Origin of the sequence: Listeria cossartiae subsp. cossartiae, from assembly GCF_014224155.1 — a bacterium.
GTDB lineage: Bacteria > Bacillota > Bacilli > Lactobacillales > Listeriaceae > Listeria > Listeria cossartiae.
The window spans coordinates 46489-65076 of record NZ_JAASUI010000003.1 but is presented as its reverse complement, the minus strand read 5'-3'; the positions used below and the strand labels follow the sequence as shown (position 1 = coordinate 65076).

Genomic DNA, 18588 nt, shown 5'->3' with positions numbered 1-18588 from the left:
ACACCTATTTACGGGCGTTTCTTGCTTCTTTTTCTTTCATGAGTGCTTTCGTTGCTTGGCGCAAAGTAGCGTAGGTTTTGATGCCTTGTTGTTCCGTAAGACTAGCCTGTACCATTATTTTGGCCATTTGTGGTTGCATACCAGTGATGATTGGTGTGACGCCAACTAATTTCAGCGAGGAGAAGAAATGTTCAATGTACTCGCCGATACGTGGTGACTCTAATTGCACACCAGATAAATCGATAATTAAATAGTTTACTGGCTGCTCGCAAGCTTCATAAAGCGCTGTCTCGGTAATTTGTTTTGCGCGTTCGTCGGTAATTTTTCCAATCAGTGGCAAAAGGAATACTTTTTCGGCAATCCAAATGAGTTTCGTGGACTCTTTAATAAGTTGGTTTTCTTTTTGATGCATCATTTGTTCTGTGGCGTAAGTATAACCCTCGATTAAATGTTGGGTGAAGCTACTAAAGACTTGATGCAGCTTAATACTAAATAAATACAATTCGCGGAAGTTCGTGGGTTCGACATTATTATCGGAAGCATAATCAAGCAGAAATTCTTCTAGCAAACGAATATGGAATAAAATATGCGAAATGCCAAGCGAAGTAATGAACTGCGCTTTTCCTAGCTCATGAGCGAAAGTGTTCATTTGCCCCAAATCCTCTGTCATTCCAATAAATAAATTTTCTAAAACAAAGCCCGTTTCATCCATTAAACGATCATCGTTTTTGAGTGTAAAAATGTACGGATCATCAACCGATACATAATACGTAAGCCAGCCTTTCACAACGGTTTCTTTCTGTTGTAATAAGCTTTTCATAATGCTCATTTTGTTCACCTCTATAAGTACATGTTTTTAGCTATTACAGCATAGCACAAAGCGCTAATGAAATGGACTGATTTCCGGACAGAGGCAATTATTTCAAGCTGCTAATATGTACAAATTGTGAAAACTTAAAAAAGGTCACAAAAAAAGAATCATCTTCTTGGTGATTCTGCTGCTTCTTACTATAAAGATATCCTTTTTTTGTTTTCGTTTGTTTCGAACTTAAATCGATTAGTGCAAAGGGGCTGCGTTTGATTTCAGGGTTTAAGTGTCCCTCGCGCACTAACTTTTGGCGCTGTTTTTTTGCTTTAGATGTAGCCATAGATGTGGCCTCCTTTATTTTATTATAAGTAGTATAACATATTTTCTGTTTTTTTGATTGACAAGGGAAGTTCTATCGGTTAAGATAAGTCTAATGAAATAAAGTCCTTTAACATAGTCCAGAGAGGCTAAGAAGGTGACGATAATTTGACGGGTTATTTGTATACTCGTACGCGTTCCCTTGCTTACACTGGCAGAGGGTTATTTTTTTGCACAAAAGGAGAGATTTCGGATGCAAAAACAAGTAGTTGTCATGGACGAGGCGGCAATCAAACGTGCGCTCACTCGGGTTAGTTACGAAATCATCGAGCGAAACAAAGGCACGAAGAATTTAGCGCTTGTCGGTATTAAAACTCGTGGTATCTATCTTGCAGAGCGTTTGCATACACGGATACTTGAAATTGAAGGTATTGATGTGCCTGTTGGGGATATTGATATCACGCTTTACCGAGACGACCTATCTTTCAAAGATGACGAATCTCGCGAGCCAGCTGTACACGGAACGAACATTCCATTTGATATTAGTGGAAAAAAGGTCGTCCTTGTAGATGATGTGCTTTACACTGGTCGCACCGTGCGTGCCGCAATGGACGCATTAATGGATGTAGGCAGACCAGCGCAAATTCACCTTGCAGTACTTGCTGACCGGGGCCATAGAGAGCTACCGATTAGAGCAGACTACGTAGGGAAAAACATTCCAACATCAGGGAACGAGCGAGTAGAAGTTCGCCTAACAGATGTGGACAATGAAGAAGATGCGGTAATTATTAACAAAAATGAATAACAATGTAACACTTTTTTAAAAGCAGTCCTGTGAGGCTGACAAAGAGTGATTAATTTCTATAGGGGATTATTCTATACTCTTTGTCGACACAGACAAGGGGTATTTTTTATGAAGAAAGAGGGAAGAAAATGACAGAAACGACAGAAACAGTGACAAAACCAGTACTAGATATACACGAACGACCAAGCTTTAATAAATGGATTATTCTTAGCATCCAGCACCTTTTCACCATGTTTGGCTCCACTATCTTTGTGCCAAGTGTGACAGGGTTAAGTCCGGGAGTAGCGCTTGTATCTAGCGGGCTCGGGACACTAGCTTATCTAGGAATTACTCGCGGGAAAATCCCCGCATATCTAGGATCTTCCTTTACTTTTATTGCACCAATCACCGCATTACTTGCAGCAAAATCGGGCGGAGGGCCGGGCGCAGTTATGGTCGGAACTTTCTCAGTCGGAGTTGTGTACGCGATTGTTTCCTTGATTGTTTACTACGCAGGTGTTGACTGGATTCAAAAGGTTTTACCACCAATTGTTGTTGGGCCAGTCATTATGGTTATCGGTTTATCGCTAGCGCCAAGTGCAGCAGCGATGGCGATGGGAACGAACAATGGTAAATACAGTTTAGAAACTTTGGCAGTAGCAATTATTACGCTCCTTGCAACCATTATCGCAATGATGTTTTTCAAAGGATTTATGGGCTTAATTCCAATTTTATTCGGCTTCACAGTCGGTTACTTAACGAGTATGGCATTTGGGATGGTAGATTACACGTTAATCAAAAATGCTTCTTTCTTCCAAATTCCAGATTTCAGTATTCCATTTGTTAATATAGATCCAGTTATCACGGTTACAGTTGTCCTCAGTATGGCGCCGCTTGCGTTTGTAACGATGGCGGAACATATGGGACACCAATTACTACTTAATCGAATTACAAATAAAAACTTCTTTAAAGACCCAGGGCTTCATCGTTCCTTGCTTGCGGATGGTACGGCTTCGATTATCGCATCGTTCATCGGCGGACCACCTGTAACAACTTACGGTGAAAACATTGGCGTTCTAGCAATTACAAAAGTATATAGCGTGTTTGTTATCGGAGGGGCGGCAGTTTTCGCCATTCTCTTCGGATTTATCGGTTACATTAATGCAGTTATCACCTCGGTTCCTACAGCAGTTCTAGGCGGAATTTCCCTGCTACTCTTTGGGGTTATTGCGACAAGCGGACTTCGAATGATGATTGAAAATAAAATTGACCTAAGTGTTAATCGTAATATGATTATTGCTTCCGTTGTACTAGTAGTCGGAATTGGCGGCTTGTTCATTCAAGCAGGATCATTCCAACTGTCTGGCATGGCGCTCGCAGCAGTTATCGGGATTATTTTAAACTTAGTCTTACCAGCCGAGCATAAATCAGCCTGACCTACTACACGACAAAAAACCTCTGCAGATATAATACTCCAGAGGTTTTTCTATAAAATGAAACAGAAAAGGTGGCGCTTTAAATGAAAAATTTGTTGTCAATGGAAGCATTAACCGTCCATGAAATCGAGCATTTATTAGAGCAAGCGGCACAATTTAAACGCGGGAAAAAAGCAACTTTTAGCGAGCGGGCTTTTGCGGTCAATATGTTTTTTGAACCGAGCACGAGAACGCATACGAGTTTTGAAGTGGCGGAGAAAAAGTTAGGCGTCGAGGTGGTTTCCTTTGATGCAGCAAGCTCTAGCATGACAAAAGGCGAAACGCTATACGACACGCTGCTCACGATGCAAGCGGTCGGAGTGAATGTCGCAGTAATCAGGCATTCGGAAGAAAACTACTACGCGGGACTTGAAAAGCTAGATATTGCAATCGTAAACGGCGGGGATGGCTGCGGGGAGCATCCAAGTCAATCACTGCTCGACTTATTCACGATTAAAGAACAATTTGGCACTTTTCAAGGGTTGAAAGTAGCGATTGCGGGCGATATTCGACATAGCCGGGTAGCGAATTCCAATATGAAAGTGTTAAAAAGGCTGGGGGCAGAGCTGTTTTTCTCCGGGCCGCGCGAATGGTTTGATGAAAGTTACTTAGCATACGGCACATATTTACCAGTAGATGAGCTGGTTGAAAAGGTCGATGTGATGATGCTTTTACGGGTACAACATGAGCGCCACAGTGGAACAGAACAATTTACTAAAGAAAGTTATCATACACAATTTGGTTTAACGGTCGAGCGGGCGGCGAAATTAAAAACAGATGCGATTATTATGCATCCAAGTCCAGTGAACCGTGATGTGGAAATTGCTGATAGCTTAGTCGAAAGCGAAAAATCACGCATTGTTACCCAAATGACAAATGGCGTTTTTATACGAATGGCTATTTTGGAAGCTATTTTAAAAGAACAGGAAAAGAGGGCGAAATTATGTACGTATTAAAAAATGGACAAGTGTTAAATGAAGCAGGCGAGCTTGAGAAGAAAGATGTACTCATTCAAAATGGCAAAGTTAACTTGATTGCTGATTCGATTGAAGTAACAAGCGGGAAAGAATTCGACGCAACTGGAAAACTGATTGCTCCCGGATTTATTGATGTCCATGTACACCTTCGCGAGCCAGGCGGCGAACATAAAGAAACCATTTTGACAGGAACGCAAGCAGCCGCACGTGGTGGATATACGACGATTTGCTCGATGCCGAATACGAAGCCTGTTCCAGATTCCAAAGCAGTAATGGAAAGTTTACAAGCGAAAATTAAAGAAACAGCTGAGGTGCGCGTGTTGCCATATGCGTCAATTACGACAAGCCTTGGTACGGACGAGTTGGTAGATTTTGAAGTATTAAAAGAAGCGGGCGCATTTGCTTTCACGGATGACGGGGTGGGCGTGCAGCTAGCCGGAACGATGTACGAAGCGATGAAACGGGCGGCGGCGTTAGACATGGCGATTGTGGCACACTGCGAAGATAACTCGCTGATTTATGGCGGTGTGGTCCATGACGGAATCTTTGCGGAAAAAGAAGGACTCAAAGGAATTCCGAATATTGCCGAGTCTGTTCAAATCGCGCGGGATGTTTTGTTAGCGGAAGCGGCGGGCTGTCACTATCATGTTTGCCACATTTCGACCAAAGAATCAGTTCGAGTTGTCCGTGATGCGAAACGGGCGGGAATTCGCGTGACTGCCGAAGTTTCACCACATCACTTAATTTTAGATGAAGAAGATATTCCGGGAAATGATGGTAACTGGAAAATGAATCCACCCCTTCGCAGCAAAGCAGATCGGGCGGCACTTTTAGAAGGGCTACTGGATGGAACGATTGATTTTATCGCGACAGACCATGCACCACACGCAGCAGAAGAAAAAAATGTACCGATGGAGCAAGCGGCTTTTGGCATCGTTGGACTTGAAACAGCTTTCCCATTACTATATACACATTTTGTCAAAACGAACGAATGGACATTAAAACAAATGATTGACTGGATGACAGTGAAGCCGGCAGAATGCTTTAAACTACCGTATGGCAAACTAGAAATAGGCGCGGTGGCGGATATCGTCGTGCTTGATTTAGAAAAAGAAGCGAGTATCGACCCGGCTACTTTTTACTCAAAAGGAAAAAATACACCATTTGTTGGAGAAACGTGTATCGGTTGGCCGGTAGCCACGTTTGCAGAAGGAACGCTTGTATACAATGAGGGGGAAATCAAATGACAAAGCGAATTTTAATGCTAGAAGATGGTAATTATTTTATCGGGGATGCGATTGGTAGTGAAAAAGAAACTATCGGCGAAGTAGTGTTCAATACGGGAATGACGGGCTACCAAGAAACAATCACAGATCCTTCTTACTACGGCCAAATTATCACTTTTACGTATCCGCTTGTTGGCAATTACGGCGTGAATCGTGACGATTTTGAATCGATTAATCCAGCTGTCAAAGGGGTTGTAGTACGTGAAGCCGCAGAATATCCTTCCAACTGGCGCAACCAAATGACATTGAATGAATTTTTAAAAGAAAAAGGGATTCCGGGAATTGCGGGTATTGATACACGAAAATTAACAAAATTAATCCGTAAAGAAGGCACGTTAAAAGGGATTTTGGCAGCAGAAACGGCAAATAAAGAAGAATTGCTTCATCATTTGCGCTCGGTTCGCTTGCCGGTTGACCAAGTACATGAGGTTTCCTCGGCTAAAGCATTTGCAAGCCCGGGAGATGGTAAACGAGTGGTGCTAGTGGATTATGGTGTAAAAAGCTCGATTTTACGGGAACTGAATAAACGGAACTGCTATGTGACGGTTGTTCCTTACAATACGACTGCGGAAGAAATTATAGCGATGCACCCGGACGGCGTAATGTTATCGAATGGACCTGGGGACCCGAAAGACGTTCCAGAGGCGTTAGAAATGATTCGCGGTATTCAAGGCAAACTGCCGCTATTCGGTATTTGTTTAGGGCACCAACTGTTTGCGCTTGCGAACGGCGCGGATACTTTTAAACTGAAATTTGGCCATCGTGGTGCGAATCATCCGGTGAAAGAGCTGGCAACGGGCCGTGTCGATTTTACAGCACAAAACCATGGCTACGCGGTAGAAAAAGATTCGCTTATTGGCACAGATTTAAAAGTAACGCATATTGAATTAAATGATGAAACGGTGGAAGGGCTAGCTCATAAAGAATTCCAAGCATATACAGTACAATATCATCCAGAAGCAAATCCGGGACCGAGCGATGTGAACTACTTATTTGATGAATTTATGGAAATGATGAATGGGAAAGAGGAGGGTGAACTACATGCCTAAACGTGACGATATAAAAACAATTCTTGTAATCGGCTCAGGCCCGATTGTTATTGGACAAGCAGCGGAGTTTGATTACGCTGGAACGCAAGCCTGTCTTAGTTTGAAGGAAGAAGGGTATCGGGTTGTCCTAGTGAACTCGAATCCAGCGACAATTATGACAGATGCGGAAATGGCGGATAAAGTTTACATTGAGCCAATTACACTTGATTTTGTATCGCGCATCATTCGCAAAGAGCGCCCGGATGCCATTTTACCAACGCTTGGGGGACAAACGGGGTTGAATATGGCGATGGAACTTTCTGCGGCGGGGATTTTGGATGAATGTAACGTGGAAGTGCTTGGAACGGATTTAACGGCGATTAAAAAAGCGGAAGACCGCGAAGCTTTCCGGGATTTGATGAATGAATTAGGTGAGCCAGTGCCAGAAAGCGACATTATCCATAATTTGGACGAAGCCTATACTTTTGTCGAACGTATCGGTTATCCAGTAATTGTTCGCCCGGCTTATACGCTTGGTGGCTCTGGTGGCGGGATTTGCCATAATGAACAAGATTTAATCGAAACAGTGACGAGTGGTTTAAAACTTAGTCCGGTAACGCAATGTTTGCTAGAAAAAAGTATTGCTGGTTTTAAAGAAGTCGAATATGAAGTAATGCGTGACGCGAATAATAACGCGATGGTCGTTTGTAACATGGAAAATATTGACCCAGTTGGTATACATACAGGAGATTCCATCGTTGTTGCGCCGAGCCAAACGCTGTCCGACCGCGAATATCAATTATTGCGAGATGTATCGCTGAAAATTATCCGCGCGCTTGAAATCGAAGGTGGCTGTAACGTTCAGCTGGCACTTGATCCGGATAGCTATAATTACTATGTTATCGAAGTAAATCCGCGTGTAAGCCGTTCTTCGGCGCTAGCTTCTAAAGCAACCGGCTATCCGATTGCCAAACTAGCAGCAAAAATCGCAGTTGGTTTAACGCTAGATGAAGTTAGAAACCCAGTAACTGGAACGACTTATGCCCATTTTGAACCAACGCTAGATTATGTGGTTGCGAAAATTCCGCGCTTTGCTTTCGACAAATTCGAACAAGCAGATCGCCGTCTTGGAACACAAATGAAAGCAACCGGTGAAGTCATGGCAATCGGTCGTTCATGGGAAGAAGCGCTTCTAAAAGCAGTGCGCTCACTAGAAGTCGGCGCGGATCATCTTTTACTCGAAGAAGCAGAAAACGCCAACGAAGAAACATTAGAACGCAAAATTTGCTTCCCGGAAGATGATCGCTTATTCTTCTTAGCAGCAGCCTTGCGCCGAGGTCAAACAATCGAACAACTACACGCGAAAACAAAAATAGATTTATTCTTCTTATATAAACTTAGCAAAACGATCGAACTTGAAAATCGTGTTAAAGAAAACCCGCAAAATCAAGACATTTTAGCAGAAGCAAAACGGGCCGGATTTTCCGACGCTTTCCTTGCAGCATGCTGGAATATCGACGAACAAGCCATTTACGACTTACGAAAAGCACAAAATCTTTTCCCAGTTTACAAAATGGTCGATACGTGTGCAGCTGAATTTGAATCAACTACGCCATATTTCTATAGCACATATGAAGAGGAAAATGAGTCGACACGATCAGCGAAAGAAAGCGTGATTGTGCTTGGATCTGGTCCGATTCGGATTGGGCAAGGGGTAGAATTCGACTATGCGACCGTGCACTCGGTATGGGCTATTCAACAAGCAGGTTATGAAGCGATTATCATCAATAATAATCCAGAAACCGTTTCTACCGACTTTAGTATTTCGGATAAGCTGTACTTTGAACCATTGACGCTAGAAGATGTCATGCACGTGATTGAAATCGAGCAGCCACTTGGGGTTGTTGTACAATTTGGCGGGCAAACAGCAATTAACTTAGCGGATGGTTTGGCAAAACGCGGCGTGAAAATTCTTGGTACGAGCCTAGAAGATACCGACCGCGCGGAAAACCGGGATGCCTTTGAAAAAGCGCTAGAAATTCTAGAAATCCCGCAACCAGCTGGGAAAACAGCTACTTCGGTAGAGGAAGCAATCAAAGTAGCAACAGCTATCGGCTATCCTGTCCTCGTGCGTCCATCCTATGTGCTTGGCGGCCGGGCAATGGAAATCGTGGAATCAGAAGAAGCATTGAAACATTATATGACCAACGCCGTAAAAGTAAATCCGAAACACCCAGTTTTAGTAGACCGTTATGTGAGTGGGCAAGAAGTAGAAGTGGACGCAATCAGTGATGGTGAAAACGTCTTAATTCCGGGAATCATGGAACACATCGAACGTGCCGGCGTCCATTCCGGTGACTCAATTGCTGTGTATCCAGCCCAACGTCTAAGCATTCAAGTGAAAAATACGATTGTCGATTATACGACTAGGCTGGCGACTGGCTTAAATATCATCGGCATGCTGAATATCCAATATGTCGTGGACGGCGAAGAAGTTTTCGTTATCGAAGTAAATCCGCGTTCCAGCCGGACAGCGCCATTTTTAAGTAAAATTACTGAAATTCCGATGGCGAATGTGGCGACAAGAGTGATTCTAGGCGAGAACTTAATCGACCTTGGTTACACGCCAGGACTTGCACCAGAAAAACAAGAAATTTTTGTTAAAGTGCCGGTATTCTCTTTCGCGAAATTGCGTAGTGTCGATACATCGCTTGGACCTGAAATGAAATCAACCGGAGAAGTTATGGGGAAAGACATTACCTTAGAAAAAGCACTTTATAAAGGATTTGTAGCTAGCGGAACAACGATGCATGATTACGGAACAGTACTCCTAACAGTAGCTGACCGCGATAAAGAAGAGGCTGTCGAGTTAGCTGCGAGATTTAACCGCATTGGCTTCACTATCATGGCGACAAAAGGAACAGCGAGCACACTAGAAGAAGCCGGAATTCCAGTTTCGCAAGTGAAAAAAATTGGGGAAAATCAAGAAACGCTAATTGACTATATTCGAAACGGCCAAGTAACGCTCGTAGTAAATACCTTAACAACTGGCAAACGCCCAGAACGAGATGGCTTCCAAATTCGCCGCGAATCTGTCGAAAATGGCATTCCGGTTTGTACATCGCTTGATACAGCAGAAGCAATCTTGCGTGTACTTGAATCGCGCTCATTTGAACTAGAATCGATGAATGCCAGTGAAGTGAAGCAACCGAAAGCACGTGTATAAATAGAAGAAACGGGGTGGAACCGTGTTACAGACGGAAATGAAAGTCATTCAGCAAACCGAAATTGCCGATAAAGTATACGAACTAATTTTAACCGGGGAATGTGTGGCAGATATGTCGCCGGGTCAGTTTTTAATGCTGAAACCGAGCCGCTCTGATTTGCTCATGAGACGACCAATCAGTATTTGTTCTTATGATAAACGGACGAAAAGCTGCATTCTGCTTTACCGGGTTGAAGGAGATGGGACGAAAGATTTTAGCGCGCTTGTGGAAGGGGATACGATTGATGTGTTAGGTCCGCTTGGAAAAGGGTTCGATATCGCTGCAACTCCCGCGCCGAAAACCGCACTTTTAATCGGGGGCGGAATCGGTGTCCCTCCGATGTATCAGCTCGGTAAAGAGTTAGCTGAAAAAGGCGTACAAGTCACGTTTGTAAATGGGTTCCAATCTGCAAAAGATAGTTTTTATGCAACAGAAATGGCGGCGTATGGCACAGTGCATATTGCGACGGTGGATGGCACGCTTGGAACACAAGGTTTCGTTACAGATATTACGAAAAATTTTCCAGAAGAACCGGATGTCATATACAGTTGTGGGCCAAAAGCGATGCTCCAAGCAGTGAAAGCTAGTTTTCCAGAAACGAAAACGTATCTTTCTTTAGAAGAACGAATGGCTTGTGGTATCGGAGCTTGCTATGCCTGTGTTTGTCCAAAAGCGGATGACGCGAACAAGCAATTTAAAGTGTGCGAAGATGGACCAGTATTTCGTGCGGATGAGGTGAGTTTATGAATAGATTAGCTGTAGAAATTCCCGGATTGTCGCTTAAAAACCCAATTATGCCAGCATCAGGATGTTTTGGCTTCGGACAAGAATATAGCAAATACTATGATTTAAATGAACTTGGCGCGATTATGGCAAAAGCGGTAACCCCCGAACCTCGACTTGGAAATCCGACCCCGCGAGTAGCAGAAACCGCGAGCGGGATGCTTAATGCCATCGGGCTACAAAATCCGGGGTTGGAACATGTTTTGGCCCATGAACTTCCATTTTTAGAACAATTCGAAACACCGATTATCGCCAATGTGGCTGGTGCAACCGAGGACGACTATGTCCAAGTTTGCGCCCGAATCGGTGAATCCAAGGCAGTGAAAGCGATCGAACTCAATATTTCCTGCCCGAATGTGAAGCACGGCGGTATCGCATTTGGAACAGACCCAGAAGTAGCGCACCGTTTAACTAAAGCCGTGAAAAATGTCGCGAGTGTACCAGTTTATGTGAAATTATCACCGAATGTAGCGGATATAGTTTCCATCGCGCAAGCAATCGAAGCAGCTGGAGCAGATGGTCTGACGATGATTAACACATTACTCGGTATGCGTATTGATTTAAAAACACGAAAACCAGTTATCGCAAATGGCACCGGTGGACTTTCTGGCCCCGCGATTAAACCAGTCGCAATCCGGATGATTCACCAAGTCCGCGCCGTAAGTAATATCCCAATTATCGGAATGGGCGGCGTGCAAACAGTGGACGACGTGCTAGAATTTTTAATCGCCGGAGCAGATGCAGTCGCAGTAGGTACAATGAACTTTACCGATCCATTTATCTGCCCAAAATTAATTACCGAACTACCAAAACGAATGGATGAACTCGGCATTTCTTCCCTACAAGAACTGAAAAAGGAGCGAGCAACTCAATGAATAAACCTATTATCGCGCTAGATTTCCAAACTTATGAAGAAGTAGAGAGCTTTCTAGCCCAATTTTCCGGAGAAACATTATCCGTGAAAGTAGGCATGGAACTTTTTTATAGCAACGGTCCAGTCATCGTTGAAAAAATAAAACAACAAAATCATCAAATTTTCCTAGATTTAAAACTTCACGATATCCCAAACACAGTCAAAAGCGCGATGATTGGCTTAGCAAAATTAGGCGTTGATATGGTCAATGTACATGCAGCAGGCGGGAAGAACATGATGGAAGCAGCTCTAGAAGGTCTTGAAATAGGTTCCGCGAGCGGCAAACGTCCGACAATTATCGCGGTAACGCAACTGACAAGTACAAGTGAGGCGGATATGCAAACGGAGCAATTAATCAACACGAGTCTGCTTGAGTCTGTGCTACATTATAGTGATTTAACAAAACAAGCCGGGCTAGATGGTGTGGTTTGTTCCGCACTAGAAGCAGAAGCCATCAAACAACAAAATGGCACTGATTTTTTACGCGTAACACCAGGTATTCGCCTAGCAAGTGACGCAGCCGACGATCAAATCCGCGTCGTAACACCAGAAAAAGCACGTTTGATTGGCTCGTCGAACATTGTTGTCGGTCGTTCCATCACTCGCGCAAATGACCCAGTAGCAGCTTATAATCAAGTTTTAAAGGAGTGGAATGCATGAGCATCGAAAAACAAGTAGCCGAACAATTATTAGCAATCAAGGCGGTATTTTTAAAACCAAATGAACCATTTACATGGGCATCCGGAATCAAATCGCCCATTTACTGTGACAATCGCCTAACATTAGGCTTTCCAAAAGTTCGTCAGTTCATCGCTCAATCATTAGCTGAAAAAATTAAGCAAACATTTGGCGAAGTGGATGTCGTTGCAGGTACCGCAACTGCTGGAATCCCACATGCCGCATGGGTGAGCGATTTGCTAGATTTACCAATGGTCTACGTGCGTTCAAAAGCAAAAGAACACGGTAAAGGGAACCAAATCGAAGGTCCAATCGCGAAAGGTCAAAAAGTCGTCGTGATTGAAGACTTGATTTCGACCGGCGGAAGTTCACTTAAAGCAGTGGAAGCACTCGAAGAAGCGGGAGCAGAAGTAGTTGGCATCGCGGCCATTTTTACATATGGATTAGATAAAGGGAAAAAATTGCTAGAAGAAGCTGACACAAAACTAGTGACATTAACAAACTACGACGAGCTAATTGAAGTAGCTTTAAATGAAAATTACGTGACTGCTGAAGATATGGCAACATTAAAAGAATGGAAAAAGAACCCGGAAAATTGGGGTAAATAAGAAGAAGCTCGCCTATCCTAAAGGCGAGCTTCTTTTTCTATTAATATACTTGATAACTTTGTCCAGTTTGGGCGCCAAAAACACTTTTTTCAAACGCACGAGCGACTTTTGCAGCTGGAACTGGTAGGAACCCTTGGAAAAAAGGCTCTAAATTATCCCAAGATTCTTCTAAAACATTCGGACTTACTGTATTAATCCGAATTCCGCGCGGCATTTCAATCGCAGCAGATTTAGCAAAAGCAGTGACCGCGCCATTTGCCATTGCAGCAGAAGCCCCTTGGACGATTGGATCTTCCATCATAATCCCGGTAGTAAGTGTGAAACTGCCATGATCGTTCAATGAATCAATACCGAGTAAAACGAGATTAATTTGACCGCCTAATTTACTGCTAATTGTCACCGCATTTTTCTCAGGCGTTAATTCCGTTAAAGGTGAAAAAGTGGCACTGCCTGTTGCCGAAACAATCGCATCGACTTTGCCAACTTGGGCGTACATTTTTTTAATACTATCGATACTCGTAATATCCACCGTCACATCGCCACTATGTCTGCCTGCTGTTATCACATCCGCCTTTTTCTCCAAACGGTCTTTCACCGCAGAACCAAGCGTACCAGAAGCACCGATTAATAAAATTTTCATTCGTTTATCATCCTTCCAATTAAAAAGTAAAGTCAGTTAACATCTACCCTAAAAATAGAAAGAAAAAACGGCTCCAAAAAGGAACCGTTAATTTTTTAAAGCTAACACAAGCTTTTCATCTGGTGTAACAAAATAAGTTGTTTGGTTATCGTAAATGACATAACCAGGCTTGGCGCCATTTGGTTTTTTCACGTGTTTTACGAGTGTACCATCGACTGGAACGGTTGCTGAAAGGCGGGCTTTCGAGTAGTAGGCGGCAATCATCGCAGCTTCTGTAATCGACGTGTCATCGGGACTGCTTGATTGAATCACTACATGCGAACCGGGCAAATCTTTCACGTGGAACCAATACTCATTGTTGCGAGCTAATTTATTTGTTAAATAATCATTTTGTTTATTATTTTTTCCGACTAAAATCGTTAAGCCAGTCGAAGAAGTGTATTTTTCCGGTGCGGGCAAAGTAGCTTTTTTCCGACTGCCTTTTTTCTGTTTATAACGCAGGTAACCTTGTTCAGCGAGTTCTTGGCGGATTTCTTCCACGTCTTGTGGGCCGGACGTTTCTAGTTGGGATTCGACTGACTCTAAATAAGTGATTTCTTCTTTCGTCAGTGCGATTTGCTCTTTCACCACTTCGACTGCATTACGCAATTTTTGGTAACGGCTAAAGTAACTTTGCGCATTGGCGGATGGAGTTTTTCGCGTATCGAGCGGAATCGTCATTTTTTTCATATCATCATAAAAATTTTCTACGGTGATTTCTTCCATACCTCGCTCCATTAAATGCAAGTTGGCAGTAAGCAGTTCACCTTGAATACGGTAGACATCTGCTTTTTCCGTTTCGAGTAGGGTGTTTTCGAGTTTTTCGATTTTCAGTCTGCTACGAGCCAGTTCATTGGATAATAGTTTTTCCAGATCATGCGCGAATTGATGAACACGATCCCGGCGCGCTTTGCCAATGTAAAAATGGTCTAAAAGTGTGCTCAAATTAGCGAATTCCGTTGTCTCTGCATCAACATGACGGAGCGGGAAGAAATAGTAATCCTCTTTATTTTGGATGCGCCATTCATTTGGAACAGCTGCACTTCCTAGATGGTCATTCACAAGTCCAATCACTTCGAAAAAGGCAGCAACAAACGAATCTGCCGTTAAGTTTCCAGCGCGAAACACAATTTCCCGAGCAAGCAAGGGGCTAAATCCCGCAAAATTTTGTACGAGTTGTTTATCCATTCGACCTGCTGGAAAATCCAGTCTATCCAGAATTTGCTCCGCGGTAACCTCGAATGGGTTCAATTTATCCGTCGCTGGTGGTAAAACATACGTCGCTCCCGGCAAAAGTGTCCGGTAACTATTTTGCGCTGGAGAAACGTGTTTAATGCAATCAACAATCACATTTTTCGCACGGTCGACCAAAGTGATATTACTATGACGACCCATAATTTCCACGAATAAATCACAAAAGCGATTTTCGCCAATATCATCTTTACCGCGAATACTAAATTGTAAAATCCGCTCATTAGGAAGCTGCGTAATCGACTCAATAATAGCGCCTTCTAAATATTTCCGGAGCAACATACAGAACATTGGCGGAGTTGCCGGATTTTCAGGAATATCATCCGTCCACTGAATGCGCGCATAGCTAGGATGCGAGGAGATAAGTAGACGTTTATTTTCACGGTTTTTTCGAATATATAAAACAAGTTCATGCGAAAACGGTTGGTGGATTTTCATAATGCGGCCACTTTCACCATGTTCGGCAAGTTCTTCGGTCATGGATTTTAAAAACATTGCATCAAACGCCATTAGTTATTCATTCCTTTGTGAGTTAGTTACTTTCTATTTTAACATACATTCTGAAAATGTATTGTATGCAAGGAGTAGCTTTGGTATAATAAGAAGTCAGAACAAATTTCAAGTAATCTTAGAGGAAACTTTAAGTTATGAAAGGTGTCTTGCCGAATGGTGAAAAGCATGACGGGATTTGGGCGTGCTACGAAAGAACTGGACGCGTTCAAAGTAACCATTGAATTAAAAGCAGTCAACCACCGTTACTCCGAATTCCTTTTTCGGATGCCAAAGCAGCTCGCTTATTTAGAAGGAAAATTAAAAAAGACCGTAAGTAAGCAAATCAAACGTGGTAGAATTGAATGTTTCTTTTCCATCACAGGAGAGCAAATTTCAAAACGTGCACTACATATTGATTGGGACCTCGCAGACAGCTATTACCGTTTTATCAAACAAGCAAGCGCTAGATATGAATTACAAGCATTACCAACGATGACCGATTTACTTCAAGAACAAGCGTATCTTTCTATTGAGGAAGAAGTAGAAGCAAGTAGCGAATTAGAACAATTGGTTTTAGACACACTTGCCCGCGCAACCGAGCGTTTGGACGAGATGAGAAGGATGGAAGGCGCAGAATTACTGCTTTACTTCAAACAACATCTTACTGCACTCGAAAATAGCTTGGAAATCATTCAAGCCGAAATTCCAAACACAGAAAAACACTATCAAGACAGAATCGAAACGCGTTTACAAAACGTTGTAGGCGACCAATTTGATCCTAGTATCGTTCTTACCGAAGTCGCAATGCTGCTCGAAAAGGCAGATATTAACGAAGAAGTCGAACGAACAAAGAGTCATTTAAAGCAATTTTATGGTATTATTTTACTCGAAGAACCAATTGGCCGGAAGCTGGATTTTCTGATTCAAGAGATGAACCGCGAAGTCAACACGATTGGCTCCAAAGCTAGTTCGCTAAAAATCACGGAACAAGTGGTTGAAATGAAAACGACGCTTGAAAAAATTCGAGAACAAGTGCAAAATGTGGAATGATATGCAGGAGGGGAAAAGATGACAGAAAGAGGACTGTTAATCGTACTTTCAGGTCCATCTGGAGTAGGTAAAGGAACTGTTCGGGAAGCTGTTTTTAAAGATCCAGAAACAAGTTTTGATTATTCTATTTCCATGACAACGCGTCTTCCTCGTGAAGGCGAACAAGACGGGGTCGATTATTATTTTCGGTCGCGAGAAGTTTTTGAACAAGCTATCAAAGACGGAAAAATGTTAGAATATGCAGAGTACGTCGGTAACTATTACGGCACTCCGCTTGAATATGTCGAGGAAAAACTCGCCGCGGGAGTGGACATTTTTCTCGAAATTGAAGTGCAAGGAGCAATGCAAGTTCGAAAAGCGATGCCAGAAGGAATTTTCATTTTCTTAACGCCACCAGATTTATCCGAACTGAAAAACCGGATTATCGGTCGCGGCACAGAGTCAATGGAAGTTGTTGAGGAACGCATGGAAACAGCCAAAAAAGAAATCGAAATGATGGCGTCTTATGATTATGCTGTGGTGAATGATGTCGTATCAAACGCCGTACAAAAAATCAAAGGCATCGTCGAAACAGAACACTTAAAAACTGAGCGAGTAATTCATCGCTACAAAAAAATGTTGGAGGGATTACAATGATGTTATATCCATCAATTGATAATTTATTGTTAAAAATCGACTCAAAATACTCACTAGTTACAGTGGCTGCCAAACGCGCACGCTACATGCAATTAGAAAATGATAAAGGCGTATTGCCAAGCTACCAATCCGACAAATTTGTTGGTAAAGCGTTAGAAGAAATTCACGCTGGAAAATTAGTTTTACAAAACGACGAAAAATAAGCCAAACTGCTCCGCTTTCTTGCGGGGCTTTTTTGTTAGTTAGACGCATCATAAAAATAAGCGGAAATGTCGTTTCTTCATGGTTTTGTCCTGCCTTAATTTAAGGTATAATGGAAGTAATGATTTTTTATATTAAAATGAGGTGACTTATCGATGCAAGGAAAAAATATCTTACTCGCAGTGTCTGGTGGCATTGCTGTTTATAAAGCAGTCGCACTTACAAGCAAATTAACGCAAGCCGGCGCAAACGTCAAAGTCATGATGACCGAGCACGCACAGGAATTTGTTCCGCCGCTGTCGTTTCAAGTATTATCCAAAAATGACGTATATACCGATACATTTGATGAAAAAAAATCTAGCGTAGTCGCACATATCAATTTAGCCGACTGGGCTGATTTAGTTATTGTCGCACCAGCAACCGCCAACGTAATTGGCAAAATGGCTAATGGCATCGCGGACGATATGGTAACAACAACGCTTCTTGCAACAGAAGCACCAGTTTGGGTAGCACCTGCAATGAATGTCCATATGATCCAGCATCCAGCAGTTATTCGCAATATTAACCAACTATACGCGGATGGAGTTCGTTTTATCGAGCCAGAAGAAGGTTACTTGGCGTGTGGCTACGTTGGCCGCGGTCGTCTCGAAGAACCAGAAAAAATCGTTCTCCGCATTGCTGAATTTTTTCAAGAAGATAAAGACTTATTACGCGACAAAAGTGTACTAGTAACAGCTGGTGCGACTCGCGAAAAACTGGATCCAGTACGCTATTTCACCAACCATTCCACAGGCAAAATGGGCTTTAGCATTGCAGAATCTGCCGTTCGTCACGGCGCAAAGGTGACACTCGTTACGACAAGCAAAGCACTTCCTGTCCCGCCTGGCGTAGAAGCAATTTATGTTGAATCCGCAGAAGAAATGTATCAAGCTGTGAATGAACGTAAAGTCGCGCAGGATATTTTTGTGATGACGGCTGCTGTAGCGGATTACACGCCAGCGCAAGTTTCAGACCAAAAAATTAAAAAACAACCAGGCGATTTTACGATTGAAATGAAACGAACAAAAGACATCTTACTCGAAATCGGTCAACATAAAACAGCCGAGCAAGTCGTGATTGGCTTTGCCGCTGAAACCGAAAATTTAGAAGCAAATGCCCTCAAAAAACTAACATCGAAAAACGCCGATATGATTGTCGCAAACAATATTAGCGAAGCGGGTGCAGGTTTTTCTGGTGATACGAACATCGTGACCTTTTACCGGAAAGATGGTTCTAGCAAAGCGTTACCGATACTAGACAAAAAAGAAGTTGCTGAACATATCATCGAAGAAGCCGCTAACTTTTTAAGGAAGTGA

The 18588-nt window shown here is 42.9% G+C and carries 17 protein-coding genes and 1 pseudogene; 14 read left to right on the top strand and 4 right to left on the bottom strand.

Annotated features, from left to right (window positions below; translation table 11 throughout):
* Positions 1-4: 4 nt before the first annotated feature.
* Together HCJ30_RS09950 and brfA are read right to left on the bottom strand one after the other, a co-directional pair.
* Complete coding sequence (locus HCJ30_RS09950; protein ID WP_185392021.1) at positions 5-829, bottom strand: STAS domain-containing protein; 825 nt, start codon at positions 827-829, stop codon at positions 5-7.
* 88 nt (positions 830-917) lie between these two features.
* The gene (brfA, locus tag HCJ30_RS09945) at positions 918-1148 is read right to left on the bottom strand and encodes a ribosome rescue factor BrfA (RefSeq protein ID WP_185392020.1); all 231 of its coding nucleotides are present in this window, start codon (positions 1146-1148) and stop codon (positions 918-920) included.
* Positions 1149-1379: 231 nt separating this feature from the next.
* Here brfA and pyrR point away from each other — a divergent pair, with 231 nt between their 5' ends.
* The 10 genes and pseudogenes from pyrR to pyrE all read left to right on the top strand — a co-directional run bounded on the left by pyrR (position 1380) and on the right by pyrE (position 12924).
* On the top strand, positions 1380-1931 hold the full coding sequence (gene pyrR, locus HCJ30_RS09940; RefSeq protein ID WP_185392019.1) for a bifunctional pyr operon transcriptional regulator/uracil phosphoribosyltransferase PyrR: 552 nt from the start codon (positions 1380-1382) through the stop codon (positions 1929-1931).
* Between the two features lie 128 nt (positions 1932-2059).
* Complete coding sequence (locus HCJ30_RS09935; protein ID WP_185392018.1) at positions 2060-3346, top strand: solute carrier family 23 protein; 1287 nt, start codon at positions 2060-2062, stop codon at positions 3344-3346.
* Positions 3347-3429: 83 nt separating this feature from the next.
* Positions 3430-4341 carry an aspartate carbamoyltransferase catalytic subunit gene (locus HCJ30_RS09930; protein WP_185392017.1) on the top strand — a complete coding sequence of 304 codons (912 nt, stop codon included), beginning with the start codon at positions 3430-3432 and terminating at the stop codon, positions 4339-4341.
* Positions 4329-5609 carry a dihydroorotase gene (gene pyrC, locus HCJ30_RS09925; RefSeq protein ID WP_185392016.1) on the top strand — a complete coding sequence of 427 codons (1281 nt, stop codon included), beginning with the start codon at positions 4329-4331 and terminating at the stop codon, positions 5607-5609. The genes HCJ30_RS09930 and pyrC overlap by 13 nt, the downstream gene beginning before the upstream one ends.
* On the top strand, positions 5606-6697 hold the full coding sequence (locus HCJ30_RS09920) for a carbamoyl phosphate synthase small subunit (RefSeq protein WP_185392015.1): 1092 nt from the start codon (positions 5606-5608) through the stop codon (positions 6695-6697). Before pyrC ends, HCJ30_RS09920 begins: the two co-directional genes overlap by 4 nt.
* Positions 6690-9902: a carbamoyl-phosphate synthase large subunit gene (gene carB / locus HCJ30_RS09915; RefSeq protein ID WP_185392014.1), complete on the top strand. Its 3213-nt coding sequence runs from the start codon at positions 6690-6692 to the stop codon at positions 9900-9902. The genes HCJ30_RS09920 and carB overlap by 8 nt, the downstream gene beginning before the upstream one ends.
* 19 nt (positions 9903-9921) lie before the next feature.
* Positions 9922-10689 (top strand): annotated as a pseudogene (locus HCJ30_RS09910) (dihydroorotate dehydrogenase electron transfer subunit); the annotation flags it as partial.
* Entirely contained in the window at positions 10686-11600 is a 915-nt protein-coding gene (locus HCJ30_RS09905; RefSeq protein ID WP_185392012.1) for a dihydroorotate dehydrogenase, read from the top strand. The pseudogene HCJ30_RS09910 and the gene HCJ30_RS09905, both read left to right, overlap by 4 nt.
* Positions 11597-12298, top strand: a complete 702-nt coding sequence (gene pyrF, locus HCJ30_RS09900) for an orotidine-5'-phosphate decarboxylase (protein ID WP_185392011.1) — start codon at positions 11597-11599, stop codon at positions 12296-12298. The genes HCJ30_RS09905 and pyrF overlap by 4 nt, the downstream gene beginning before the upstream one ends.
* Positions 12295-12924 (top strand): orotate phosphoribosyltransferase, encoded by a 630-nt coding sequence (gene pyrE / locus HCJ30_RS09895; protein ID WP_185392010.1) that lies wholly within the window; start codon positions 12295-12297, stop codon positions 12922-12924. The genes pyrF and pyrE overlap by 4 nt, the downstream gene beginning before the upstream one ends.
* Before the next feature lie 40 nt (positions 12925-12964).
* Here pyrE and HCJ30_RS09890 read toward each other — a convergent pair whose 3' ends face one another.
* Together HCJ30_RS09890 and fbpA are read right to left on the bottom strand one after the other, a co-directional pair.
* On the bottom strand, positions 12965-13564 hold the full coding sequence (locus tag HCJ30_RS09890; protein ID WP_185392009.1) for a short chain dehydrogenase: 600 nt from the start codon (positions 13562-13564) through the stop codon (positions 12965-12967).
* An 87-nt stretch (positions 13565-13651) separates the two neighbouring features.
* Positions 13652-15364, bottom strand: coding sequence for an Rqc2 family fibronectin-binding protein FbpA (gene fbpA, locus HCJ30_RS09885; protein WP_185392008.1), 1713 nt, complete (start codon positions 15362-15364; stop codon positions 13652-13654).
* 156 nt (positions 15365-15520) lie between these two features.
* Here fbpA and HCJ30_RS09880 point away from each other — a divergent pair, with 156 nt between their 5' ends.
* The 4 genes from HCJ30_RS09880 (at position 15521) to coaBC (ending at position 18588) form a co-directional block, all read left to right on the top strand.
* Positions 15521-16396: a YicC/YloC family endoribonuclease gene (locus HCJ30_RS09880; protein ID WP_185392007.1), complete on the top strand. Its 876-nt coding sequence runs from the start codon at positions 15521-15523 to the stop codon at positions 16394-16396.
* An 18-nt stretch (positions 16397-16414) separates the two neighbouring features.
* Entirely contained in the window at positions 16415-17032 is a 618-nt protein-coding gene (gmk, locus tag HCJ30_RS09875; protein WP_003723071.1) for a guanylate kinase, read from the top strand.
* A complete protein-coding gene (gene rpoZ, locus HCJ30_RS09870) occupies positions 17032-17235 on the top strand; it encodes a DNA-directed RNA polymerase subunit omega (RefSeq protein WP_003762944.1) in 204 nt (67 codons plus the stop codon). The genes gmk and rpoZ overlap by 1 nt, the downstream gene beginning before the upstream one ends.
* 153 nt (positions 17236-17388) lie before the next feature.
* Complete coding sequence (gene coaBC / locus HCJ30_RS09865; RefSeq protein WP_185392006.1) at positions 17389-18588, top strand: bifunctional phosphopantothenoylcysteine decarboxylase/phosphopantothenate--cysteine ligase CoaBC; 1200 nt, start codon at positions 17389-17391, stop codon at positions 18586-18588.